This window comes from Martinezella sp. CNPSo 3890 (assembly GCF_057784455.1).
Map to the genome: position 1 here is coordinate 94,266 of NZ_JBXSOR010000014.1, position 24,707 is coordinate 118,972.

The following is a 24,707-nucleotide window of genomic DNA, read 5'->3' on the forward strand; positions in this document are numbered from 1 at the left end:
CATGGCACTCCAAGACAATATCGCCGGCATCAAGATTACATCGGCCAAGCGCGCGGCGCGGCCGAACTGGATGCGGATATTCCATTCGAAGACGGCCGTGGTTGGCCTCTTCCTCGTCGTCTTCTGGGTGGCCGCAGCCATTCTCGCGCCGCTCCTGCCGCTGCCGTCACCGACAGATTCGGATGTGATGGCGATGGGCAATCCTTTTCCGTCCGCTACCCATTGGCTCGGCACCGATATCCTCGGCCGCGACGTACTCTCCCGCCTGATCTTCGGCGCGCGCACCGTACTCTTCGTCGCTCCGCTATCGGTTGTGGTCGCCATGGTCGTCGGCATCGCCATGGGCATGGTCGCCGGCTATTGTGGCGGCTGGATCGATACGCTGATCAGCCGCGTCTCCGACATCGTCCTCGCTTTCCCGGTGCTCGTGATCTACGTGATCCTGATCGCCAATATCGGGCCATCCGTGCTCAATATCGTCATCGCGACGACGATCGCCTCGTCGCCAGGTATCGGTCGCATCACCCGCGGACTGGTCCTCGGCCTCAAGGAGCAGGAATATATCGCCGCGGCAAAGCTCAGGGCCGAAAGTACGCTCTACATCATGCTCGTCGAGCTCCTGCCCAATTGCCGCAGCCTGCTGATCGTCGATGCCTGCCTGCGCATCGGCTACACGATCATCACCATCGGCATTCTCGGCTTCCTCGGTCTCGGTCTGCCGCCACCGAACCCCGATTGGGGCGGGATGGTCAAGGAGAGCGTCACCGTTCTCAATGTCTGGCCGCTGATGTCGCTCATTCCGTCCGCCGCACTTGTCAGCCTCGTTCTCGGTTTCAATCTTCTGGCCGATGGCATGCGTGAGGCATGGAAGCCATGAACCTGTCCGTCTCCAACCTGCAAGGCGCCGCCATGCCCGACGCTCCAAACACTGATCTGGCACCGCTACTCGATATCAGGGATCTCAGGATCGAGTTCCGCGGCAACAGTGAGACAGTGGTCGCGGTGCCGAATCTCTCTTTCTCCGTTCGCCCGGGCGAGAGCTACGGCCTCGTCGGCGAGTCCGGCTGTGGCAAAAGCACGACGGCCATGGCGATCATGGGCTATCTTGGAAACACAGGCATGATCGCCGGCGGCAGCATCCGCTTCGATGGCGGGGAGCTCGTCGGCGCCAGGGAGAAGCAGCTGCGGACGATCCGCGGCCGGCGTATCGCCATGGTCTATCAGGATCCTATGAGCGCGCTGAATCCGGTCAAGACGATCGGATCGCAGCTTGCGGAAGTGCCACTGCTGCATCTCGGCTCGACGAAGGCGGAAGCCATGGAGATGGCCGCCGCCATGCTCGATGACGTCCGCCTGCCCGACGCCGGCGACATGCTGAAGCGCTATCCGCATCAGTTGTCGGGCGGCCAGCAGCAGCGCGTCGTTATCGCCATGGCGCTTCTGGCGCGCCCCTCGCTGCTTCTGCTCGACGAGCCGACGACCGGCCTCGACGTGACGGTCGAAGCCGCCGTCATTGACCTGATCGGCGAGCTGCGCCGTCGCTATTCCACCAGCCTGCTGTTCATTTCCCACAATCTCGGCCTGATCGCCGAAACCTGCGACCGTGTCGGCATCATGTATTCCGGTGAGATGGTGGAAGAGGGCACGACCGGCGATCTCTTCCGCCGCCCGCGCCACCCCTATACGCAGGGGTTGATCGATTGCATCCCGGATATCGGCAGCGACAAGCACAGCCGCGCGCTCGCCGCCATCCCGGGCCATATTCCGCTGCCGCAGGAGCGGCCGGAGGGCTGCCTCTTCGCGCCGCGTTGCGCCGGCTTCACCGCCGGCCTCTGCGACAGGCCGGGCCTCGCATTGACCGAGGCAGGCGCCGACCATCTGGTCCGTTGCGCCCGCTGGCCTGAGATGGAACGGCCGGTCGGAAGGCTGCCGGCGGAAGTCGGCCAGGTCGTACCGAAGCAGGAGGCGATCACGCTCTCCGACGTCACCAAGCTTTATCGCATCGGCGCTGACAAGACCGTCAAGGCCAACGAAGCCATCTCATTCGGTGCTCGCAAGGCTGAGATCGTCGCCCTTGTCGGGGAGTCCGGCTGTGGAAAATCGACCCTTGCCCGCATCGTTGCCGGTCTCGACAGTGCGACCTCGGGTTCGATCCGCATGGCAGGCGAGAATATTGCCGAGCTGCAGGCGCGGCAGCGACCACGCAACATGCTGCAGTCGATCCAGATGATCTTCCAGAATCCGGACAGCACCCTCAATCCCTCGCATTCGGCCGCCTTCTCCATCCGCCGTTCGATCAAGAAATTCGGCATTCGCAAGGGCAAGGCGGCGATCGAGGAGCGCGTGCGCGAGCTTCTGGAAATGGTGCGCCTGTCGCCCGCGGTCGCCGACCGCAAGCCGAACCAGCTCTCCGGTGGTCAGAAGCAGCGCATCGCGATCGCCCGCGCCTTTGCCGCCGATCCGTCGCTAATCGTTGCCGACGAACCGGTTTCGGCACTCGACGTCTCGGTGCAGGCGGCGGTGGTGACGCTCCTTCTCGATATCCAGAAGGAGAAGCACACGACGATGCTGTTCATCAGCCACGATCTGGCGCTGGTGCGGCATGTCGCCGACAAGGTCGTCGTGATGTATCTCGGCAAGGTCATGGAGCAGGGCACTGTCGAAGAAGTCTTCGGCGGCGGCACGCACCCCTATACCGAGGCGCTGATTTCGGCGATCCGCAGCCCCAATCTCGACGAGGCGCCGCGCGACCGGATACGGCTGACCGGCGAAACGCCGAGCCCGGTCAAGGTGCCGGCAGGCTGTCGCTTTGCCACCCGCTGTCATCGCAAGGTCGGCGGCATCTGTGACACGGTCGCGCCGCCGATCCGGCAGATGTCTGAGACGCATCAGATCGCCTGCCACATCGAGGAAGATCGTTTGCGCGCCGAACTGCCGATCTATGTTTCGGCTATGGGGGAGGGGGGATGAGCTCCGAGACCTCCATCGAGGCGAGCTTCTGGAAGAGGGCGGCGCGTTTTCGCGCGCTGGTGCCTGTCATGGTGGCGATCTGCGTCATCGGCACCGGAAACAGCCTGCTGACGACCGCGGTTTCGCTAAGCCTCAGCCAGCCCGGGATCGATCCTGGCGTCGTGCAGCTTCTCCTGACCGGCTTCCCCATCGGATTTCTGGCCGGCTGCCTTGCGGCGCGTCTTCTCGTCGCCCGCCTCGGCCATCGCGTCGCATTTCTTGCGGTCAGCTTCCTCGCGGCCTTTGCCGGCTTCGGCTATATGGCGACGATGGCGACGCCCGTCTGGCTTGTCCTGCGCTTTCTCAGCGGTTTCTCGATGGCCGTCCTCTTCGTGGTCTCGGAGAGCTGGATCAATCTCTATGCCGATGAGCGCAATCGCGGCGCCTATTTCTCGCTTTACATGATGATGACCTCGCTCGCCGTGCTCTTCGGCCAACTGCTGGTCGAGGCTGCAGGCCCGCATTCGCCGCACCTCTTTCTGATGGGAGCCCTGACGATTACGGCAGGCACGCTCTATTGCCGGTTTGTGGGACGTCCCTGGCCGGGGCTTCCGATGCGACCCGTTCGCCCCCTGCAGGCCGATGTCACCGCGGCTGATCAGCGTTACGGCCTGTGGAAGCTCGCCGTTCTGGCCCCGGTCACGATCATCGCCGTCTTCCAGGCGGGCATGACCAACATGAACGTCTTTGCGTTGACGCCGCTCTATGGCGCCAAGATCGCGCTTCCTGCATGGACCACGATCGGGTTGGTGACGGCGTTCAGCATGGGCGGCATGCTAGCCCAGACACCGGTCGGCTGGCTCTCGGATCGCTTGGATCGCCGCTGGATGCTGCTGGTCCAGGGCATCCTTGCCGCGGCGCTCTGCGCGGCGATCATCCTGCTCGCCAACCATTATGTGCCGCTGCTCTTCATGCTTTTCTTCCTCTATGGCGCGACCGCCCTGACGATCTATCCCGTCGGCATCGCATTCGCCAATTCGCAGATCGATAGCCGTCATATGGTGTCGGCGTCGGGGGGCCTGCTGCTGCTCTATTCGATCGGCAACGTCATGACGCCGGGGATTGCCGCCGGTCTCATGGATTACGTCGCGCCCTATGCGCTTTTCATCATGCTCGGCAGCGGCGCCGCGCTGGTTTCGGTCGGCGCCTGCTTCAACCTTCGGCGCAAAGCCGTCACGCAAATTATGGAGGCGACGCCCGATGGCCTTGCTTCCGGAGTGAACCAATGAGCAGAGATGTTCCCTTCGATCTCGTCATTCGCGGCGGCCGGGTCGTGCTTTCGGATGAGACACGCGAAGTCGATATCGGCATTCGTGATGGCAAATTCGCCGCCATCGCCAAGGGTCTGCCCGAGGGCAAGCGCGAGATCTCGGCCGAGGGCAGGCTTGTCCTGCCGGGCGGCGTCGATAGCCATTGCCACATGGATCAGCAGCCCTGGGAAGGAAAGGCCACTGCCGACGATTTCAATACCGGTACGCTCTCGGCGCTCTGCGGCGGCACGACCACGGTCGTCCCCTTCGCAATGCAGATGCGCGGCCAGTCGCTGCGCGCCATCGTCGACGACTATCACGAGCGAGCTCGGCCGAAGGCGCATATCGATTACGGGATTCATCTGATCGTCGGCGATCCCTCGCCCGAGGTGTTGCGCGACGAAATCCCGGCGCTGATCGCCGAGGGCTGCACCTCGATGAAGATTTATCTCACCTATGACGGGCTGAAGCTCGACGACTACGAGGTCCTGAACGTGCTGGATCTCGCCCGCTCGCATGGGGCGATGGTGATGGTGCATGCGGAAAACGATGCCTGCATCCGCTGGCTGACGGAAAAGTTCATCGCCGCCCGCAAGACGCAGCTGCGTTATCACGAGAAGGCCCATTCGGAGATCGGTGATCGCGAGGCGACCTATCGCGCCATCAGCCTGTCGGAGCTGGTCGAAACGCCGATCCTCGTCAGCCATGTCGCCGCAGGCGGTGCGGTCGAGGAAATTCGCCGCGCCAAGGCACGCGGACTGCCGGTCTATGCCGAGACCTGCCCGCAATATCTATTCCTCTCGGCCGAAGACATCGACACGCATGATCTCTCGGGCTCCAAATGCGTCTGCACCCCGCCGCCGCGCGACAGGTCGAACCAGCCGGAGATCTGGCGCGGCATTCTCGACGGCACGCTTGAGGTGTTCTCGTCGGATCATTCGCCGTGGAACTACGCCGACAAGATCGCCGGCGGATCGGACACACCCTTCAACCGCATCCCGAACGGCATTCCCGGCATCGAGACGCGGCTGGCGCTGCTGTTTTCGGCCGGCGTCAACGGCGGTCGCATCTCGCTGCAGAAGTTTGTTGACCTGACCTCTGCTGCGCCGGCGCGCCTCTTCGGCCTTTATCCGCGCAAGGGCCTGATAGCCGTCGGATCGGACGCCGATATCGCCATCTGGGACCCGGATCGCGTCGTCGCCATCACCAACGACATGCTGCATCACGCGACCGATCACACGCCTTATGAGGGGCAGACGGTACGCGGCTGGCCGGTCATGACGATCTCGCGGGGTGAGCTTGTCTGGAACGACGGCGAGGTTCTGTCGCGGCCCGGCCGCGGCCGGTTCATCCCGCGCCTGCGTCCCTTCCCGCCGCAGCAGGGGCTTTCCAGGGTGCTGGCGTCATGACCTCGGACTCCGATCCCATGACGGCACGACTTGCCGGCAAGGTCATCCTGATCATGGGTGCCGCCAGCGGCATCGGCGCGGCCATCGCGCGGCGCTGCCTTGCCGAGGGCGGCAGCGTCGTCTGCGCCGACCATGCGGAGGATGCCGCCGTCAATCTGGCCGAAGAACTCGGCTCGCGCGCGCTTGCCGTGCGTTGCGACGTCACCGACGGACGTTCGATGGAGCGCGCAGTTGATACGGTCCGCGGCCGGTTCGGCCGGCTGGACGGCCTGGTTCACAATGCCGCTGCGCCATCGCTGGATGGGACGGTGGTCGATCTCAGCGAACTGCAATGGCGCCGCGAGCTCGATGTCAGCCTGACGGGGGCTTTCCTGGTATCGAAGTTCGTATTGCCCCTGATGATCTCAGGCGGTGGCGGCTCCGTGGTATTGATCGCTTCTCAATTCGCGCATGTAGCAACGGGCAAGGCGGTCGCCTATTGCGCCGCCAAGGCGGGCCTCGTCCATCTCGCCAAGGCCATGGCGATCGATCATGCGGATGAGGGCATCCGGGTAAACAGCCTGTCGCCGGGCGCGGTCGCAACGCCCCGGCTTCTACAGCGCTGGCCGGATCTCGAGGCCGCCGACCGGCAACTCGGCCCGGCGCATCTGCTCGGCCGGATCGCCCAGTCCGACGAGATTGCCGCCGCGACCGCCTTCCTGCTCTCCGCCGACGCCTCCTTCGTAACAGGCACCGACCTGCTCGTCGATGGCGGCTATGCGGTGCGCTGAACCCATGAATGCAATGATCTGGATTGGATTTTGAAATGACCCTTCTCGTCACAGGCGGCACAGGCTTCGTCATGAGCGTCGTGGCACGAACCTGGCTTGATCGCGATCCCACGGCCCGCGCCGTCATTCTCGATCGCTCCGACCTCGATGCCATGGCCGAGCGCTATTTTGCGCCGGTGCGCGATCGTCTTTCGGTCATCACCGCTGATATCTGCGACCCCTTGCAGTGGTCGACCGCGCTTGATCAGCACGGCATCAGCGTCATCGTGCATGGCGCGACGATCACGCCGATCTCGCGCGGAAGCGCTTCCGAGGCCAAGCGTCAGCCGGAAGCCGAGGAGCCGGCCAGGATCGTCGATGTCAATCTGATGGGCACGGTTCACATGCTCGAATGGGCGCGCAGCCGCCCCTCCGTCAAGCGCTTCATCTACGTCAGCTCCGGCTCGGTCTATCGTCATCACGGGCCGGACTGGGCCGGCGAGCCCTTGCCGGAAGACGGCTATGTCGCGCCGCTGACGCTTTATGGCATCTCCAAGTTCGCCTCCGAAATGGTGGTCAACCGCTATGCCGATCTCTTCGGCCTGTCGGCGCTCAGCGTCCGACTCGCCTCGGTCTATGGCACGATGGATCGGGCGACAGAGAGCCGCAAGTTCCGCCATGTTCCGAACAAGGTGGCACATATGGCGCTCGCGGGCGAGGTGATCCGGCCGAACAGCCTGGAATCGGTCGGTGACTACGTCCATTCCGCCGACGTCGGCAATGCCGTCGTGGCACTGCTGACGGCGCCGCGGCTTCGCTATCGCCATTACAATATCGGTAGCGGCCGCACCTCGACCACAGGCGACATCGTCGAATGGGCACGCGAACGCGTGCCTGATTTGAAGGTCGAGGTCAGCCCGCACGACACCGCCAACGTCGTCCAGGACGCGACGCTGAAGGACGGCATGTGGGGCGAATATGATCTCGCCCGCATCGAGCGCGACACGGACTGGCGCCCGCGCCCCGCCAGGGAAGCCTTCCACGACTACATGGACTGGATCGTCGCGAATGAAGGCGCATCCGAGGAGACGAAATAATGTCGGCACCCGTCAAACCCGAAAACACGGAACGCCAGGCGCGCGATTTTATTGGCTATGGCCCGAAGCCCCCCTTCATGAGCTGGCCCGGTGGCGTCAAGCTCGCGATCAACCTGGTGCTGAACTACGAGGAAGGCTCGGAATATTCCTGGCTGGAAGACGGCCGCAACGACAATTGGGGCGAGTACAATATTCCAAACAGCCCGCCGGTGCGCGATCTCGGCACCGAGACGCATTTCGAATATGGCAGCCGCGCCGGTGTCTGGCGGCTGGCGCGCCTCTTTGATCGCTACAACGTTCCGATCACCGTGTCAGCCTGCGCCATCGCGCTGGAAAAAAACCCCGCCGTCGTCGGATGGATGAATGCACGCGGCCATGACCTGCTTGGACACGGTCTGCGCTGGAGCGAATATTCGACCATCGAGCGCGAGGATGAGGAGCGTCAGCTGCACGAGGCGATCGCCCTCTACAAGAAGCTGACCGGCCGAAGGCCGATGGGCTGGAATTGCCGGTCCTTCCCGAGCGTCAACACCCGCGATCTGATCGTGAAGGAGGGCGGTTTCCTTTATTACTCCGACCCCTGCAACGACGATCTGCCCTATTTCATCGATCATGACGGAACGCGCCTGCTCGTCGTTCCCTATTCCAAGACGCTGAACGACAGCCGCTATCTGATCGCGCCCGGCTACAGCAATCCGCGCGATTTCACCGAGGATTGTCGCTCCGCCATCGACTACATGATCGGCGAAGCGCACGAGACCGGCGGGCGGATGCTGACGATCGGTATCCATGCGCGCTGGATAGGACAGCCGAACCGAGCCTCCGGCCTGCGCGATGTCATCGAACATGTCCAGAAGACGCCGGGAGCTGCCTTCATGCGCCGCGAGGATATTGCCCGCTACTGGCTCGAAAACCATGAAACATTTGGCTGTCATGCGTGATGGAACCGAAGCAGTGCCGCTGGCGGACCCCAGCGAACCGGTGAGCGGTTGGAGGAAAGACATGAACGGTGCTGAGGTCGTCGCCTCGATCTTGAAACAGGAAGGCGTCAAGCAGATCATCGGCTTTCCGAACAGCGAACTGTTCGATGCGTCAGCCCATCTCGACATTCCGCCTGTCATAACCCGGACGCCGCGTGTGGCTGTCAATATTGCCGAGGGCTATGCTCGCACGACGGCGGGGCGAGAACTCGCCGTGGTCACAGTACAGTACGGTCCTGGCGCGGAGAGCGCTTTCGGCGGCATCGCCCAGGCCTTCAACGACCGCGCGCCGATCCTCTTCCTGCCGACGGGCTATCCGCGGGGATCGGAAGCGGTGGCGCCGAATTTCGAGGCGAGCCGCAATTTTCGGCACATCACGAAATGGTGCGAGGCGGTGACCCGTGTCGAGCATTTGCCAAAGCTGATGCACTCGGCAATCACCCGTCTCCGCAATGGTCGCCCGGCCCCCGTGCTTCTCGAATTGCCCGTCGATCTCCTGGCGGAAAAGCTCGATCCATCCCACGATATCTATCAAAAGCCTCGCCGCAGCGTGCCGCAGGCCGATGCCGGTGAGATTGCCGAGCTGGTTGCCGCCTTGCTCGCCGCAAAGAATCCGGTCGTTTTCGCGGGCCAGGGTGTGCTTGCTGCCTCGGCCTCGAAAGAGCTGGTAGATTTTGCGGAGCTGCTGCGCATCCCTGTCATGACGACGCCGAATGGCAAGAGCGGCTTTCCGGAAAACCATCCGCTGGCGCTCGGCACGGCGGGGCGCGCGCGGCCGGCAACGGTCGATCACTTCATGGACAAGGCTGATGTGGTGCTGGCGCTCGGCACAAGCCTTACCCGCTCTCACTACATCCTGCCGATCGCCAAGGACAAAGTGCTGCTGCAGGTCACGATCGATGAAGGCGATCTCGGCAAGGATTATCCGATCGCGCAGGGTGTCATCAGCGACGCCCGCTCCGCTTTGCAACAGATGATCGAGCACGTAAAAAGCGAGAGGCAGGCCATCCCGGATCGCGGCGATATTGCCGAAGAGATCCGCAGCATACGCGCCGCCTTCATGGAACGTTGGACGCCCTTCCTGACCGCCGACAGCGAGCCGATCTCGCCCTATCGTGTCGTCTGGGAAATCATGCGCGCCGTGGATCCGGCCAAGACCATCGTGACCCACGACGCCGGCAATCCGCGTGATCAGTTCAGCCCTTTCTATGAGGCGACCGTGCCAGGCAGCTATGTCGGCTGGGGCAAGACGACGCAGCTCGGCAGCGGCCTCGGCTTCGCACTGGGCGCCAAGTTGGCACGGCCGGAGGCGACCGTTGTCAACCTGATGGGCGAGGCCGCCTTCGGCATGGTTGGCATCGATTTTGAGACTGCGATCCGCTGCAATCTGCCGATCTTGACTGTCGTGATGCGCAACAACGTGCTCGGCGGCTACGCGGCCAGCATGCCGATCGCCACTCAGAAATACGGCGCCAATCGCATGTCGGGCGGCTATGCGCCGATCGCGCAAGCGCTGGGCGGCTATGGCGAGTGCATCACGTCACCGGCGGACCTTCGTCCAGGGCTTCTGCGTGCCTTTGCCAGGGTCCGCGCGGGTCAAGCGGCGCTGATCGAGGTCGTGACCCATGAAGAACCACGCCTGCCGGGCCTCTGCTGACGGGTGATCGGTATGTTCGATACGATCATATCAGGCGCGACCATCGTCAATGCGGACGGTGAGGCAAGGTGCGACGTCGCCATCCGCGACGGCCGGATCGCAGCCATTCTTTCGCCCGGCGAGACGGCCGAGGCTCGCACCGTTCTGGACGCCGAGGGCTCCGATCTCCTGCCTGGTCTGGTCGACGCCCATGTCCACCTGCGCGAACCGGGGCTGACGCATAAGGAAGATTTCGATAGCGGCACGCGTGCCGCCACCTTGGGCGGCGTGACGACCGTGCTCGACATGCCGACCGACAATCCCTGGACCGCGGCCGCCGACCAGCTTGCCGCGAAGATGGAGATGGCTAGGGGACGCATCCATGTGGATGTCGGCTTTCAGGCCGTCATCAGTCAAGATATCGGCCTGCTAGACGGATTGCTGGACCTGCGTCCCGTGTCGCTGGAGCTCTTCACGGCTGACGTTCCCGACGCTTTCCTCTTCGACAGCATCGACGCCGTCTCCCAGATCGTCAGGCGTCTTGCCGGCTGCGATACACTGATCGGCATCTCGCCTGGGGATCAATCAATATTGGTCGGCAGCGGCGTACGCAATCATGTCGGCGATATTGCAGCATTTCTGGAAAGCCGCCCGCCTCTAGCGGAGGCATCGGGCGTGGCCCGCGCTATTCTGGCCGCAGCGGGAACCAATGCCCGAATCCATGTGCGACAAGTCAATTCGGCGCTCGGTATGTCTACCTGGCGGCGGCTGCGCGACATGGCGGACGCAACGGTCGAGACGACGCCCCAGAATTTCTTCTTCACCGATGCACAATACCAGACGGCAGGTGCCAAGCTGAAGGGCTCGCCACCTTTCCGGACCCCAATCGATGTCGAGGCGCTGCGAGCCGCTCTTTCCGAGGGGCTGATCGATATCGTCAGCACCGATCACGCGCCGCATAGCCCTACCGAGAAGGCGGCGGCCTACGCCGCATTCGCCGACATTCCCGGCGGAATGCCGGGGCTTCAGACTCTGCTCGCGACCATGCTGCGGCTGGTCGAGGAGCGCGTCATCGGGCTCTGCGACCTCGTGCGCATGTGCTCCTTCAATCCAGCCGCACGTTTCGGCCTGCGTCGTTCCAAGGGCGTGATTGCCGCAGGCTTCGATGCGGACATTGTGGTGCTCGACCGCCGCCGGCCGAGTTGGATTACAAATGGCCAACAGGTCTCGCGCGCCGGCTATACGCCCTTCGATGGCTGGAGCGTACCGGGGACGCTTGCACACGTTTTCCTACGAGGCCAAGAGATCGTTCGCGACGGGAAAATTATCTCCGAAAGACGCGGGAGCGTCGTCACCCGTGAATCCTGAGGAACCAGCCGATGCCCATGCTGCAGAGCAGAATTGCCATCGTTACCGGCGCCAGCTCCGGTCTAGGTCGCGCCATCGCCTTACGCTACGCGACTGAAGGCGCCTCCGTCGTCATTGCCGATACGATCGAAGCGCCGATCGAGGGCGGCGAGACGACACTGGAGCGCATTCGCGCCGGCGGCGGCAACGCGCTGTTTGTGCACACTGATATTTCTGATTGGAATGCGGTCGGTCATCTCGTCAGCGAAACCGTTCGCAATTTCGGTCGCCTCGATGTGATGATCAACAACGCGGCGACCTACACATCGACCAATCTGCTGGAAACGACACCGGAGCAATGGGCTCGCGTCATCGCTGTCAACCTCACCGGCTTCTTCTATTGCTGCAAGCGAGCTGCGCAGCAATTCCTGACCCAGGAGCCCGTCGGCGAGGTGCGCGGCCGCATCATCAATATCTCCTCGCAGCATGGCATGGTCGCCTGCCCCGGCGATTTTCCCTATGGCGTGAGCAAGGGCGGCATCGTGCAGATGACCCGCCAGATCGCGGTCGATCATGCCGACGACCTGATTATCTGCAATGCGATTGCCCCGGGCAAAATCGTCACCGGCAAGCCGGGGGTCGCCAACGATCCCGATGCGCTCGACTATTCACGCCGCCGCACGCCCTGGCCGCGTCTCGGCGCCCCGGAGGATGTCGCCGGCGCGGCTCTGTTCCTGGCAAGCGACATGTCGAGCTATATGACAGGCATCAATCTCATGGTCGACGGCGGCTGGATGGCTGGCTGACCCTCAACGAAAACCGGCTGTCTGCCGGAGAATGAAAGGAAACACATATGGATTTGGGACTGAAGGGAAAAACGGCGCTCGTCCTCGGCGGTGGTGGTGGCCTCGGGAGCGCGATTGCCAAGACATTGGCTGCCGAAGGCAGCCGCGTCGCTGTGGCCGATATCAACAGGGAAGCGGCTGAAAAGACGGTCGCAGAGATCGAAGCACGTGGCGGCAGCGCCGTGGCGATCGCTTGGGACCTTGCCGACCTTAGTATCATCACTTCGAACCTTTCAGCGATCGAAGCCCGGTTCGGATCGGTCGACGTCCTCGTCAACATGACCGGCGGCCCGCCGCCGACGCTCGTTGCCGGCCAGAGCGCGGAGAGCTGGCGCAAGCATTTCGACAGCATGGTGCTGTCGGTCATTTCGATCAGCGATGCCGTGCTGCCGAGGATGCGCGAGAAGAAGTGGGGCCGGATCGTCACCTCGACGTCGTCAGGCGTCGTCGCACCGATCCCGAATCTCGGGCTCTCGAATGCATTGCGCATGTCATTGCTGGGCTGGTCAAAGACCCTTGCCGGCGAGGTCGGCCGTGATGGCGTAACGGTCAATATCGTACTGCCTGGCCGCATCGCCACTCAGCGCATCACCTTCCTCGATGAGCAGAAGGCCAAGCGCGAAGGCCGGTCGGTGGAGGACGTCTCGGCGCAAAGTACCGCCTCCATCCCCGTCGGTCGCTACGGCGACCCGCAGGAATACGCCGATGTCGTCGCCTTCCTGGCGAGTGCGCGTGCATCTTATGTTACTGGAAGTGTTTTGAGGATCGATGGCGGTCTGATTGCAAGCGTTTAGATGCGGTAGCTCCGGCATTCCAATCGGCTGGCTATGTTAAAAGGCTGGTTATATCGGGTAATATCGCCAGCTCTTATATCCTTTTGGCTATGAGAAGCGCCGCACAGGCCGTCGCCACTACTGCCAATCTGGGAAAGATCCCGCTATTTGCAATCATTCAGCGTTGCTACGACAATATTGCGCCAACGAATAATGATGGACGTTCCTGCAAGGCCGGAGCTTGTAGCCTTGCAGCGTCGACCCTTTGGAGCCTGCGGAATCGTTCTCAGCGCGAAATGGGTACTTGCTCCAATCGTTTGTCATGGCCGATCAATACAAGAACAATCCCGCCGAGGAGCGGGCCGGCAGCCAGAGCAAGCAGTGCAATGCTCGTATTGCCGGTGGCATCGCGGACGGCACCATAGACTGAGGGTCCGATCGAGCCGCCGAGGTTGCCGATCGCATTGATCATAGCAATACCGCCGGCCGCCGCCGTACCGGTCAACATTGTGCCGGGAATGGACCAGAAGCATGGGGCGAAGGACTGATTTCCCATGACAGCGATGGTCAGGACGATCATCAGGATCACGGGATGATCGGCGCCAACGAATTTACAGATCACCATCGCGGCCGCGACGATGAACATCGTCGAACTGGCATGCCAAACCCGCTCGCCGGTGCGGTCGGAGCTGTAGCCCCACAAGATCATCGCGGCAAAACCGAAGATGTAAGGGATTGCCGCTACCGGTCCGATCCAGTCGCGATCGACACCCAGGCCCTTGACGATCAATGGCATAAAAAAGACCAGGCCGTAACCAGCATACTGGTGGCCGAGTTCAACGAATGTCAGGAGCCACACCTTTATGCTGCCAAAGGCGGCGCCGAGCGTGAAATGGCGTACTGATTCCTGCTGTGCCCGTTCGGCAGCAAGGCGCCCCTCGAGCCAATCTCGTGACTGAGTGCCGAGCCACGGTGCCTGACTAGGTCGGTCGGTCAGAAGCCAGAGGATCAACGCGCCCGTGATAATCGATGGCACGGCCTCAATGATAAACAGCCACTGCCATCCAGCTAAGCCAAGAACCCCGTCGAGATGCATGAGCTCGCCACCGATTGGCGGTCCGAGGATCTGCGAAATGACGCCGGCCGACATGAACCAGGCGACGATGCGGCTGCGATATCGCGCCGGAAACCACCAGGTGATGTAGATCAGGACCCCAGGAAAGAATCCAGCCTCGGCGAGTCCGAGTAAGAAGCGGACCGCGTAAAATGACCAATTATCCCAGACGAATGCCGTCAGCGCGGAGACAATGCCCCAGGTGACGAGGATGCGGGTCAGCCAGACGCGTGCGCCGAAGCGTTCGAGAATGAGATTACTAGGGATCTCCGCAAGTAGATAGCCAAAGAAAAAGACGCCCGCGCCAAAGCCGAACTCCGCATTCGAGAAATTGAGGGCAGGGCTCATTGTGGTGGCCGCCATGCCAATATTGGCTCGATCGAGGCTCGCACAGAAATAGCCGAGCATCAGGATCGGCACGAGCCGCCAAGTGACGCGGCGCATCGTTTCGCGTTCAATAATGGCTAGGGTGTCAGGCGGTGTGGCCGAATCCATATCTTCCTCCCATATGGCACATATGTTCATGTCGCAGCGCTCGATCGCGCTGCTGCTTTTTCTAAGGACGTGCCGGTTTCCGTCTTTAGCGCACTCGAAGTTTCTCGAGCGCAGTTTCGTTAATCTCAATTCCAAGACCCGGTGCGGTGGGCAGGTGAAATACACCTGCGATTGGCTTGGGCGCATTGATGAAGATCGTGTGACGTCGCGTGCTCGGATCGTCCAATTCGCAAGGCTTCGTCGCGTGAAGCTGGGAGGCGCAGACATGCAAATTGGCAAGATGGCCGACGGTTGGCTGTGTCTGATGCGGCACGAGTTCGACGCCATGTGCGTTGCAGAGGGCCGCGCAACGCAATAGCCCGGTGATGCCGCCCATTTTGATGATATCGGGCTGAACCATACGAACACCCGACTGGATCAACTCCAGGATGGCTGAGGTCGTATAGCTTTGCTCGCCGGCAGATACGGTGATGTCGAGCCTCTGAGCAAGCGCTCCGAGCTCTCTGGGATGATAATGCTGCAACGGTTCCTCAAACCACCAATAGCCAAGCTCCTCCAAAGCGCGTCCGACTCGGATTGCTCCGCCGAAGGAGAGGCCGTTATTGGCGTCGAACGCCAGGGGGAAACCGTCGCCGACCAAACGGCGTACCGCGCGGGCCTTTTCAATGTCGCCGGCAATATCCTGATCGAGCTGCGTTCGATCATTATCGAACCGAATCTTGATGGCCGCGGGATTGTCGCGCATGCGTTCTTCGACAGCCCGGCAGACTTCGTCGACGGTGCGCTGACCGACGCTATTGCGTCCGATCGAGGCGTAGAAGGGCAGGGTGGTCCGCCAGGCACCTCCGACAAGCTTGTAGATCGGCTGACCGAGAAGTTTCCCCTTAAGGTCCCATAGGGCGATGTCAATCGCCGCAAGCGCGCCGGCGAGGGCGCCCTCGGGACCAAGCTTGACCAGCCCGTGCACCAGACGGTCCTGAAGCACGGCATGATCCAACGGATCGGCACCAAGAAGGGAAGGCGCAATGTCATGCTCGATCATAGCAAGGGAGGCGCGGCCGCCTTGCATAGGCGAAGCTTCGCCGAGCCCCATAAGGCCGTCATCAGTATAGATACGCACGAAGGCGCTACGCATTGCCGGCGTGTCGGAGGGCGACCACTGCACCTGGACGGTTTCCACGCGATCAATCTTCATACATTGCTCCGCATTATAGATTATATATAATCTTTTATTGCAACGTAACTGAAGCATCGGGCTATATCAACCGGCAAATAGGAGATTCTTGTGCTGGAAAATGCCGAGACGGAATTCGACGCGATGGGCGTGCCCAATTATCATCGGGTACGCGATGCGATGCGTTCGGACATCGCGAAGGGAAACCTCGCGCCGAACGCACGCTTGAAGATCAGTGATCTGACCGCACGTTACAGGCTCAGCCCGGCACCGATTCGCGAAGCACTGGCGCAATTGGCAACAGAGGGATGGATCGTCATCCATCCCAACCGAGGCGCCTGGGTGAGAGCAATCGACGAGGCGTTCCTCAGAGATCTCAATGAGATCAGGATCGCGCTCGAATCTTACATCACTGGCCAGGCGGCTGCCGTCGCGACGGCGGATCAGGTCGCGGCGCTCGAAGCAATCGAAAGCCGGTATGAGCAAACGCTATCCAACGCAGGTGCAATGGACATTGCTCGCCTCGTCCAGTTGAATGCGCAACTGCACGATGCAATTAAGGCAATCCGTCCCAATCAGGAAGCTGGGGTGCTGATGCAGCGCCACAGCATCTTCTTTAACACGATGCGCACTGCATGGGGTTATGGCAACTACCGACCACACCAGATTGCTGAGGAACATCGTCGTTTGATTGATGCGTTTCGCACTAATAACGGACCGCTCGCCGAGCAAATTTCGCGAGAACATATTGCCCACGCCATGGATGATCTGCTTCAGCTGTGGCGAGCACGAAATGTCGAGGCAAGATAATTGCGTTGCACGGCGGTCTTGCGCTCGCTGTTCTTGATCTTTTCGAGCAGCGCCTCGTCATACCGGGTGTGCTGGCTCGGAGACCGCTGTAACCAGCCATGACGATATACCCAGTGCTTCGTAGAGCCATGCCCCTTTGCGCGGCAGTCGTTGCGACGCAACGACGATAGGGGCCAGATGGTGGAGAGCACAGCCGCGCTTGTACTGAGGAGTGATGCCACCGAAAGGCCCGTTTAGGATTTTGCCAGAGTAAGGGCTGCTTGGACACCGCCTTCCAAAAGAGCTGCCGCCTGCGACGGGTCGGAAACAGCACGGGCAATCTGCAGGGTGCCGACCATGAGCGCAAAAATCGCTCTTGCCTTATCACGGGCGAGAGATGAAGACGAAGAGGGAAGTCCTGATGCGAGGGAATCAGTATATTTTCTCAGTTCAACTTCATAGGCCTCGCGAGTCGGTTCCGGTTGTCTTGCGAGTTCGGGCAACAGCGCAGCCGATGGGCACCCGGTTTCGCGGCGGAGCATATGGTCGACGTTGAGATAGCTGCGGATGATGCTTTCAAGACCTACCTGGTCGTTTAGAGCCTTCTCGAGAATTTCCCGCTGATGTGTCAACGCACTCACCATGGCTTCTTTCACGAGTGCTTCTTTTGAATCGAAATGCGCATAAAATGCGCCATTCGTTAACCCGGCCTCCGTCATAATCCCAGCCAATCCGGAGGCGGCCGCGCCATCGTGGCGAAATCGCCTGGCCGCAACCTCGACAATGCGACGTCTCGTGCTTTCTTTATGGCCCTTTTCAAACCGCATCTGTTGTCTCCCGAAGTGCTTGCGTTACGCGATTCATCGCGATCTGCATATGGTTCTCATACGTCAGGAGGCTGCCGTTTCAAGAGCAACCAGCAGGTCTCGGTCGAGCTGTTGGGCGATTTCGCCCACCTGTAAATCTTCGAACTGACCGAAGGCGGTGAGCGGGCGATCATATTCAAACGCAACGCCGCCCGTGTCGTCGCGCAGAAGGACTCGGACGGGTGCGTAGAGGCCCGCAGATATGCGATGCCGCGTCATCTTCGATGCCGTCAACGGATTTCCAATGTCGTACTGGACCGACTGACGCTCCAGACCTGCCACCTGTAGAAGCGCACCATGATCCCTGAAGCCGAAAATCGAGAGAGATGGGAGAGCCTCGAGCTCTTGAAGCGCACGCTCTGTTTGCCGATAACGCAAGAGGGTGAAAATACCGTCGTCAATGCGAGGGATAAGCGACTCCAGCTTTGACCTGACGGCACTGAAATCTTTCTCGGAACGGATCGTGACATGGTCGATGCTGATCGTCTTGATGTCTGTCGTAATCGTCATTTGCTTAACCTTTTCAGTGGTGGGTCGAAGCGCGCCGCCTTGACCGAGTTCGCGCTTCAAAGAGACGAGATACCGAGCGCTTCAACCCGGCGAGCCAGTGTCAGCAGGCGACGATCGCCACCAGCGGGAGCATCGATCTCAAGGCCGATCGGAAGGTTGTTGCTCACTCTGCCCATGGGTAGGCTGATGCCCGGGAGACCAGCTCCGCTGGCCGGGATGGTGTTTTTCGCCAGCGCCGCGAAGGTCACTTGTTTGCCGCCGATCAGGAACTCATTTTCCTTTCCAATCTTTGGTGCCGTGCACGGGGTCGTTGGCAGAATAAGTGCCTCAGCACCGCTTTTCGTAAAAGCGTCGGTGAACAGTCGCTGGATCTGCGGCCGGTCGATAGTGAGGGCTTTGTGATAGGCATCCGCAGCCAGCCATTTCGATCCGGTCGGCAGCACCAAATGCTGCCAGACGTCCCTCAAACCGGGCTTCAGGTCGTCGTAGATTTCTTGAAACGAGGTTGGAATATCGTTGTCGCGAAGAAAGCCGACGATCGCTTCCCTTGTTTCACGGAAGAAAAGGTTCCAGGTCGTTGTGTTGGCGAGCGCCGCAAACTCGTCGCCAAAATCGATCTCAATAACTTCAGCTCCACCATCGCGCAGTCGACGCACAACCTCGTAGAACCGCGCTCCGACATCGGCGTCGATCAGGTCGAGATATTGCTTCGGGGCGTATGCAAATCTCACTCCGTTAAGATCGCCGCGCATAAGCCCCGCCGATTGCGGAGTCTTCGTTATGATCTGGTCAATCAGTTCGCAATCTTCCACTGTGCGGGCGAAAACACCGGTCGTGTCGAGAACATGTGAAATCGGAGCGACACCGTTCCGTGGCCAGCGACCAGTCGTCGGCTTAAATCCCACCACACCACAAAGTGATGCCGGTACTCGGATCGAACCGATGGTGTCGCCTCCGAAGGCCGCAGGGACAATTCCCGCGGCTACAGCCGCGGCCGATCCGCTCGATGATCCACCACTCACCCGATCAAGGGTGTGGGGGTTTTTCACCTGCCCGTAGGGACCATTGTCTCCGGTCAAACCATAGGACATTTCAACGAGGTTATTCTTGCCAAATACGATTGCGCCAGCCTCTTTTATGGCACTGACCACGCCCGCATCATGAGTGGGTATGAAGTCTTTCAGATTGTTGACACCGAGCGTCGTGCGCAACCCATTCGTCAGGTAGCTGTCCTTCACACCGAGAGGGACACCAAGCAAAGGGTCGGACGCGCCAGCAGATCGTGCCTTGTCAGCAGCGTATGCCGCCTTAATGACAGCCTCCTCATCGATCGTGATGAATGCCTTGAGCTCCGATTTCTCTCGCGCCTGCGCCATAAGGGCTTCGGCGTAGGTTTCCGCTGAGAAGTCGCCGTCGCTCATTGCCCGAGCAGCCTGCACGACGCCGATTGCCGTAAAGCCAAGTTCGCTCGGCTCGCCTGAAATTACTTCCGTTTGCATGAAAAGTTCCTCGTTAAGTGTCTGATTCCGCCGCCCACTGGATGAGAGCGCCAGTCAATGGAATTACGATCATAATATAGAATTATGATCGTAATACAATAGCGGTCGAAATTTATTCAGATAAGCCGTTGAGGCGATGAACTCATGTGCCTCCGTGAGCGCGATTTTAGGGGCTGCTGTTTCCGCGGCGCTCCCGATGAAAGGTGCTGCATGGTGCTGGAGATGCGAAGATTTCTGTTGAAAGTGTCGTCAACCTATGACGCGAGACAGGCTTGCATCGCCTTTGGCGGCAGGCATGGTGGAGCAAAGGGAGGACCTTGGCGGCATCTGCGCCCGCGATGTCCGACCAAATAGTTGCAAAACATCCTGTGCGCCACCCTGCAATTTGGACGCCTGACGCGTACGTGGGGGCGGGCCAGAGGTCGGCGCGCTATTTCAGGAGAAGATCGAATACGACCGTCTTGAAATCGAGTAGAGGCTTATCACTTTTTTCAGCCCGCATGCGCAGCAATGCGCCCTCCCAACTGTTCAACACAAACCGGGCCAAAAGCGTCGCAGGCACGGCACGACCGACGGTTCCCTCATCCTGTGCCTGTGCGATACAAGCCTCAAAAAACCGCGTCCACGATCCGAAATGCATTGAAAGTCGCTCGCGCATCAGGGCGCTGTGATCCGCGACCTCGGCGCTGATATTTCCGAGAAGGCACCCTCTCACGAAGCCGGCTGCCCTGAATGCGTCGATCCTGTCGTCAAAATAACCCGCCAAGCGGGCAAGGGGAGCAATTGTCGCATCGCAAAGCATGCTGCGCAGCTTGTCTTCATTTCGATCGAAATAGGCATCGAGGACTTCGGCGCCGAAAACCTCTTTGCTGGCGAAGTGATTGTAAAACGATCCCTTGGGGACGCCGACGCTCTCGGCAATGCCTTGGACACCTGTCGCGGCATATCCGTCGGCATGAAACATCCGCAAACCTGCCTGAACCAGGTTATCGCGGATGCCGGGCTTCGGTTTGGGGCCCCTCCGGCCGGGTGACGAAGATTTCATCCGATACATCCTTGACTAATTAATTCCGACCGGTCACCTTGTAATTAATACACCTGGCAAGCCGGTGTCAAGAAACGCAATCTCCTACAGAGCATCCCGCCGTGCCTGACGCATAACTGTGCAGCCTTGTCCACGACACTCGAAGCGAGAACCGCCGCCTTCCTCAAATCATGGAGAGAAACATGACCGCAAACCCACCCTCAGACGATGGACTTTCCTGGAGGACCCTTAATATCAAACGCCCGGGCCTCAGCCGCGACGTACCACCCGGCCGCGAAGAACTGCTGTGGGTGGCAAATTCATCAACGCTGATTTGCGGCGAACGCGATGCGGTCCTTGTCGACACCTTCCTCACCATTGAACAGACACAGACGCTGTCGGATTGGGTTGCCGCCAGCCGCAAGAATCTGACCGCCATCTATGTCACTCATGGGCATGGCGATCACTTCTTCGGACTGGCGCCACTGCTCGAACGTTTTCCGAACGCCAGGGCCGTTGCGACGCCCGCCGTGGTCGAGGCCATGCACGAACATCTGTCGCCGGCTTCAGTCGAGAATTTTTGGCGCAGGCTTTTTCCAGGACAGATCCCCGATCGGCTGCTTGCGGCTCAACCACTGGAAAACAATGAACTGGACCTAGAAGGGCATAAGCTGTTGGCGGTGAACGCGGGGCGGACCGATACGGCGGTGTCGACCTGCCTATATGTGCCGTCGGCGGGTCTGATCGTCGGCGGCGACGTCGTCTACAACGGAATTCACCTGTATCTCGGCGAAACCACCACCGAGAGCCGGATCGAATGGATTTCGGCGCTGGATCGGCTCGAAGCCCTTACCCCTCGTACGGTGATCGCAGGACACAAGGTACCGGAAAATCCTGACGACCCGCGCATCATCGGTGAGACGCGGCAATATATCCACGACTTCAATCGCCTGAACGATGCGACGACGACTGCGCGCGAACTCTATGATGCAATGCTGCAGCTTTATCCCAATCGCGTCAATGTGGGCTCGCTCTGGGGAGCCGCGAACATTGCGAAGAAGCAGGCTTGAGGCTGGAGACGGGTAGGTCGTCGTGCCCGCCTCTCCCTGTGATCCAAGACACGTCCAATTACCTCAATTCGAAAAGAGAATATCCAATGCAAAATATGCTCTTGGCAGTTGCCGTTACTCTTGCAACTGTTTTCGCGACTGCAGCTTCGGCGAACAATAAGGACCGGCTGGACAGCCGCACCGTCAGCACGATCGAATCGCGCTTCAATAAGCTCATGGAGCTGGCGAACAAGCATGACATCAGCAGCCTGCACACGATGTTCTGGCAATCGCCGTCCGCTCTTCTCGTCGCGAAGAGTGCCATTCCATCCGAAGGAAACTGGGCAGGCTTTTGGGGCAATGATGCAATCGATCGGAAACTGCACGATATAGCCGCCTCGGGTCCGGTCGTGCTGACCCCTGATCTCTCGAAGCTTAAGATCATTGGATTGACCCCCGATATCGCGGAATCCTATGCGCCTATGGACATCACCGTCTCCTATGCTGGACAGGACGGAACGCCCAAGCCATTCCTTATGATCATCACCTGGAAGAAAGTCGCGAAGGACTGGAAAGTCGCCTCGGAAATCATATTGCCCATACCGGCAAGCCCTGCGCCTGGGGCCGTTCATCGGGGATAGTAGGCCGTTGACGTGTCGTATCGGTCAGCCTTGAGCCTCCTTCCAGATCAAACGGCAGAAACATCGGGTGCAGTCCTGCCGAGTGGAACGAATGGGTGGTGAGTTCGGTTCTGGTTTGCGCCTTTTCAGGTCCAACACTGATCTCTTTTGCGGAAGTAAGCCTGTGGTATTTTGAGCTGGTCGCTTGGTCCATCGCAAAGGGCAACTGAAATGGAATTCGCCAAACAATATGAGCTGCACGTCGCGGATCCGACGAAGGACTGGCCGGCTGTGGCAACATAGTTCCCCGAGCAGAGTTTGCCAGCCAAGGCCGAGGTTGGTCGGGCGCACGGAACTGAACTCGGCGCGCCCTCAAGCAATTGTATTGATTACCGCGAGAATCTGACCCATTTTTCATTTCGCGGTGGTCCAATCGGACCTTTAAATGATGTTCGCCGACAATATGATAGCTCGCATATTGTGGGCCAACGCGAAATGAAAAAGTGGGTTAAATCATGCCGCAATTCAACACCTCAGCAAGTTCCATACATCCGACTATGCCGGATCGGATGCCTAAGTCATTGATAATGCGCGATGCGACGCGAAAATTGAGGTTTGATTCCCCTCACATCAAGAGTGTGAGCCACCCGCAGCCCGCGTTTACGTGAATGCGATATACTCTGATGCGACCGAGACCACCAACGAGCCAGACGATAAACACAGTCCATTGCGGCGGTCGCGGACAGTTTGCGTTCGAGGGAAGGCAACCAAACCTGGTTACCTTCCCGATTCTTACCGGCGATTCTTGCGCCAGGGCGCATTCTTCTGCCAGTCACCCGCCATGATGGTCCCGAACGGGATCACTTCGTCGACCACTTCGGCAAGGCCGTAATGTTCGATTTGTGCCCGCACGTTGGCGGCGCTCTTGTAGGCGCTCGGCAGTTCCGACACGTCGGCAAAGCCGGAGAAGAAGCGCACATCGAGGCCGCTTGTCTCCTTTTCCAGGATTGCCGCGATGTTGTTCGGGCTGAGCCCGCGCGAATCCGCCCCATACTCCGCCGCCAACTGCCGCATATGCGCGCTGCGCGAGATATTGCGGCCGGCGCCATGCGGCGAGAAGCCGAGACCGTGAGCGGCATTCGTCCCGCGAACGATCAGCACCGGTTCCGCCATATTGAGCGGAATGATGGTCAGATCGGTTGCATCGTGTGCCCAGTTATCAAACGCCGGCGTTGCACCCTTGCCGTGATAGAATAGCCCGTCCGACTTCCGGAAGACGAAGTTATGCTCGTTCCAGAAGCGATCGGCGATCTTGGCCGAGAGCTTTTCCGCCGCCATGTCGTGCAGGACATAGTGGTTTTCCTTCGTCCACTGACGGATCGTCTGCAAGGCCGACCAGTAGAGGTCGCCTTCCTCGGTATCCGCTGGGACCCTGGCATTCTCGCGGTGGGTCTCGGGCGAGAGCTGGCCGCGAAACCGGTTGGCGATCTTCATGCCCTTGTCGTAGAGGCGTGCACCCGGAGCTCGCGATCCATGATGAGTGACAAGCGCGGTTTCGCCGGTCGACTTCATCGTGCCGACATAGGCAAAATGATTGCCGTCGCCCTGGGTCGCGAAGTGTTCGATGCCGGCGCTCAACGCTCCATCGCGTAGATAGGGGTTCTGCTCGAAAGCCGACAGCGTCGCTTCCGAAGGCTTGAGCTGTGCGCCGCGCGGACGGCCGCCCGGGCCGAAATGCGTCACGGTATGCACAGCGTCCAGTAGCGACTTCGGATCGATGCCTGGAAAGATCGAGATCGCCATCGAGCAGCAAATATCGGCTGAATGCATGCCGGGATGGATCGCTTCGGACGCCACGACACCGCCGACCGGGATCGTGCCGACCGGACCCGCCGGGCAGGCATCCGGCATGATTGCCGCGGAGCGGACGACCGGCGTGCGCACCAGTGCCCGCATTGTTGCGTGGACCTTTTCGACATTATCCTGCTCAAAAGCGTTCTCGGCGCGGATGTTCGAATAGATCTCGATGTCGTTATCGGCCCGGAGGGCGAGCGTTGGCCCCGGCTGGAAAGCCTTTGCCGCGTCCAGCGCATCCGCCATCGAGCCGCCCTTGCTCAACACCGCGTTGGCGGCGTCGAGGGCTGGGCGGAACCATTTTCCCTGGCTCATGCCGGCATCGATCAAATCCTGTCCGCTCATTACCGTTGTCATTGTCTTTTCTGCGTTTGCAGTCCTTCTGTTAGGTTGCTTCTCTTCAGACACCGCTTGGGTGATGAACCTGCAGGGATCGTGGTAGTCGCTTCCTGTTGGTTCGTGCCAGATACATTTCAAGAGGCGTGCCAATTTGAGGAAATGAACGTAAGCGCCGTTAGAAATTCTTATATCTATTTGTTTTAAATGAGAAAAAATTTCTGCTTCCGTTGAAGAAGTCTACGGTTGTGGATTCTGACCTTGGAAGAATATTATCCTGTT

General features: G+C 60.2%; 21 protein-coding genes. 14 read left to right on the top strand and 7 right to left on the bottom strand.

Features of this window, described 5'->3' with window-relative positions:
- The first annotated feature begins 1 nt into the window (after position 1).
- Genes AC13RC_RS26085 through AC13RC_RS26135 form a run of 11 tightly spaced genes read left to right on the top strand, consistent with a single transcriptional unit; the run spans position 2 to position 13,116 of the window.
- Positions 2-877, top strand: coding sequence for an ABC transporter permease (locus tag AC13RC_RS26085; protein WP_488558966.1), 876 nt, complete (start codon positions 2-4; stop codon positions 875-877).
- Complete coding sequence (locus tag AC13RC_RS26090; RefSeq protein WP_488558967.1) at positions 874-2,970, top strand: dipeptide ABC transporter ATP-binding protein; 2,097 nt, start codon at positions 874-876, stop codon at positions 2,968-2,970. The genes AC13RC_RS26085 and AC13RC_RS26090 overlap by 4 nt, the downstream gene beginning before the upstream one ends.
- Positions 2,967-4,238: an MFS transporter gene (locus tag AC13RC_RS26095; protein WP_488558968.1), complete on the top strand. Its 1,272-nt coding sequence runs from the start codon at positions 2,967-2,969 to the stop codon at positions 4,236-4,238. The genes AC13RC_RS26090 and AC13RC_RS26095 overlap by 4 nt, the downstream gene beginning before the upstream one ends.
- Positions 4,235-5,668, top strand: coding sequence for a dihydropyrimidinase (gene hydA / locus AC13RC_RS26100; RefSeq protein WP_488558969.1), 1,434 nt, complete (start codon positions 4,235-4,237; stop codon positions 5,666-5,668). Before AC13RC_RS26095 ends, hydA begins: the two co-directional genes overlap by 4 nt.
- Positions 5,665-6,438 carry an SDR family NAD(P)-dependent oxidoreductase gene (locus AC13RC_RS26105; RefSeq protein WP_488558970.1) on the top strand — a complete coding sequence of 258 codons (774 nt, stop codon included), beginning with the start codon at positions 5,665-5,667 and terminating at the stop codon, positions 6,436-6,438. The genes hydA and AC13RC_RS26105 overlap by 4 nt, the downstream gene beginning before the upstream one ends.
- Positions 6,439-6,473: 35 nt before the next feature.
- Complete coding sequence (locus tag AC13RC_RS26110; RefSeq protein ID WP_488558971.1) at positions 6,474-7,514, top strand: NAD-dependent epimerase/dehydratase family protein; 1,041 nt, start codon at positions 6,474-6,476, stop codon at positions 7,512-7,514.
- Entirely contained in the window at positions 7,514-8,455 is a 942-nt protein-coding gene (locus AC13RC_RS26115) for an allantoinase PuuE (protein WP_368518436.1), read from the top strand. Before AC13RC_RS26110 ends, AC13RC_RS26115 begins: the two co-directional genes overlap by 1 nt.
- Positions 8,448-10,151, top strand: a complete 1,704-nt coding sequence (locus AC13RC_RS26120; RefSeq protein ID WP_488559002.1) for a thiamine pyrophosphate-requiring protein — start codon at positions 8,448-8,450, stop codon at positions 10,149-10,151. The genes AC13RC_RS26115 and AC13RC_RS26120 overlap by 8 nt, the downstream gene beginning before the upstream one ends.
- Positions 10,152-10,163: 12 nt before the next feature.
- The gene (locus tag AC13RC_RS26125; RefSeq protein ID WP_488558972.1) at positions 10,164-11,498 is read left to right on the top strand and encodes a dihydroorotase; all 1,335 of its coding nucleotides are present in this window, start codon (positions 10,164-10,166) and stop codon (positions 11,496-11,498) included.
- An 11-nt stretch (positions 11,499-11,509) separates the two neighbouring features.
- Entirely contained in the window at positions 11,510-12,283 is a 774-nt protein-coding gene (locus AC13RC_RS26130; RefSeq protein WP_488558973.1) for an SDR family NAD(P)-dependent oxidoreductase, read from the top strand.
- 47 nt (positions 12,284-12,330) lie between these two features.
- Entirely contained in the window at positions 12,331-13,116 is a 786-nt protein-coding gene (locus AC13RC_RS26135) for an SDR family oxidoreductase (RefSeq protein WP_113408910.1), read from the top strand.
- A gap of 265 nt (positions 13,117-13,381) precedes the next feature.
- On the opposite strand, the gene AC13RC_RS26140 is transcribed toward AC13RC_RS26135, so the two are convergent.
- Both AC13RC_RS26140 and AC13RC_RS26145 read right to left on the bottom strand, forming a co-directional pair.
- Positions 13,382-14,704: an MFS transporter gene (locus AC13RC_RS26140; RefSeq protein WP_488558974.1), complete on the bottom strand. Its 1,323-nt coding sequence runs from the start codon at positions 14,702-14,704 to the stop codon at positions 13,382-13,384.
- Positions 14,705-14,789: 85 nt separating this feature from the next.
- Positions 14,790-15,899, bottom strand: coding sequence for a mandelate racemase/muconate lactonizing enzyme family protein (locus AC13RC_RS26145; RefSeq protein ID WP_488558975.1), 1,110 nt, complete (start codon positions 15,897-15,899; stop codon positions 14,790-14,792).
- A 90-nt stretch (positions 15,900-15,989) separates the two neighbouring features.
- Here AC13RC_RS26145 and AC13RC_RS26150 point away from each other — a divergent pair, with 90 nt between their 5' ends.
- Positions 15,990-16,688 (top strand): GntR family transcriptional regulator, encoded by a 699-nt coding sequence (locus tag AC13RC_RS26150; protein WP_488558976.1) that lies wholly within the window; start codon positions 15,990-15,992, stop codon positions 16,686-16,688.
- Positions 16,689-16,921: 233 nt separating this feature from the next.
- On the opposite strand, the gene AC13RC_RS26155 is transcribed toward AC13RC_RS26150, so the two are convergent.
- From AC13RC_RS26155 to AC13RC_RS26170, 4 genes are all read right to left on the bottom strand, one after another.
- The gene (locus AC13RC_RS26155; protein WP_069613541.1) at positions 16,922-17,494 is read right to left on the bottom strand and encodes a TetR/AcrR family transcriptional regulator; all 573 of its coding nucleotides are present in this window, start codon (positions 17,492-17,494) and stop codon (positions 16,922-16,924) included.
- A 63-nt stretch (positions 17,495-17,557) separates the two neighbouring features.
- Entirely contained in the window at positions 17,558-18,103 is a 546-nt protein-coding gene (locus tag AC13RC_RS26160; protein ID WP_368518438.1) for a DUF302 domain-containing protein, read from the bottom strand.
- Positions 18,100-19,542: an amidase family protein gene (locus tag AC13RC_RS26165; protein WP_488558977.1), complete on the bottom strand. Its 1,443-nt coding sequence runs from the start codon at positions 19,540-19,542 to the stop codon at positions 18,100-18,102. The genes AC13RC_RS26160 and AC13RC_RS26165 overlap by 4 nt, the downstream gene beginning before the upstream one ends.
- Before the next feature lie 430 nt (positions 19,543-19,972).
- Positions 19,973-20,587 carry a TetR/AcrR family transcriptional regulator gene (locus AC13RC_RS26170; RefSeq protein ID WP_113408903.1) on the bottom strand — a complete coding sequence of 205 codons (615 nt, stop codon included), beginning with the start codon at positions 20,585-20,587 and terminating at the stop codon, positions 19,973-19,975.
- 182 nt (positions 20,588-20,769) lie between these two features.
- Here AC13RC_RS26170 and AC13RC_RS26175 point away from each other — a divergent pair, with 182 nt between their 5' ends.
- Positions 20,770-21,636, top strand: coding sequence for an MBL fold metallo-hydrolase (locus tag AC13RC_RS26175; protein ID WP_488558978.1), 867 nt, complete (start codon positions 20,770-20,772; stop codon positions 21,634-21,636).
- 86 nt (positions 21,637-21,722) lie between these two features.
- A complete protein-coding gene (locus AC13RC_RS26180; protein WP_113408901.1) occupies positions 21,723-22,256 on the top strand; it encodes a hypothetical protein in 534 nt (177 codons plus the stop codon).
- Between the two features lie 771 nt (positions 22,257-23,027).
- Here AC13RC_RS26180 and AC13RC_RS26185 read toward each other — a convergent pair.
- Positions 23,028-24,434 carry an RtcB family protein gene (locus tag AC13RC_RS26185; RefSeq protein WP_488559003.1) on the bottom strand — a complete coding sequence of 469 codons (1,407 nt, stop codon included), beginning with the start codon at positions 24,432-24,434 and terminating at the stop codon, positions 23,028-23,030.
- Positions 24,435-24,707 lie beyond the last annotated feature (273 nt).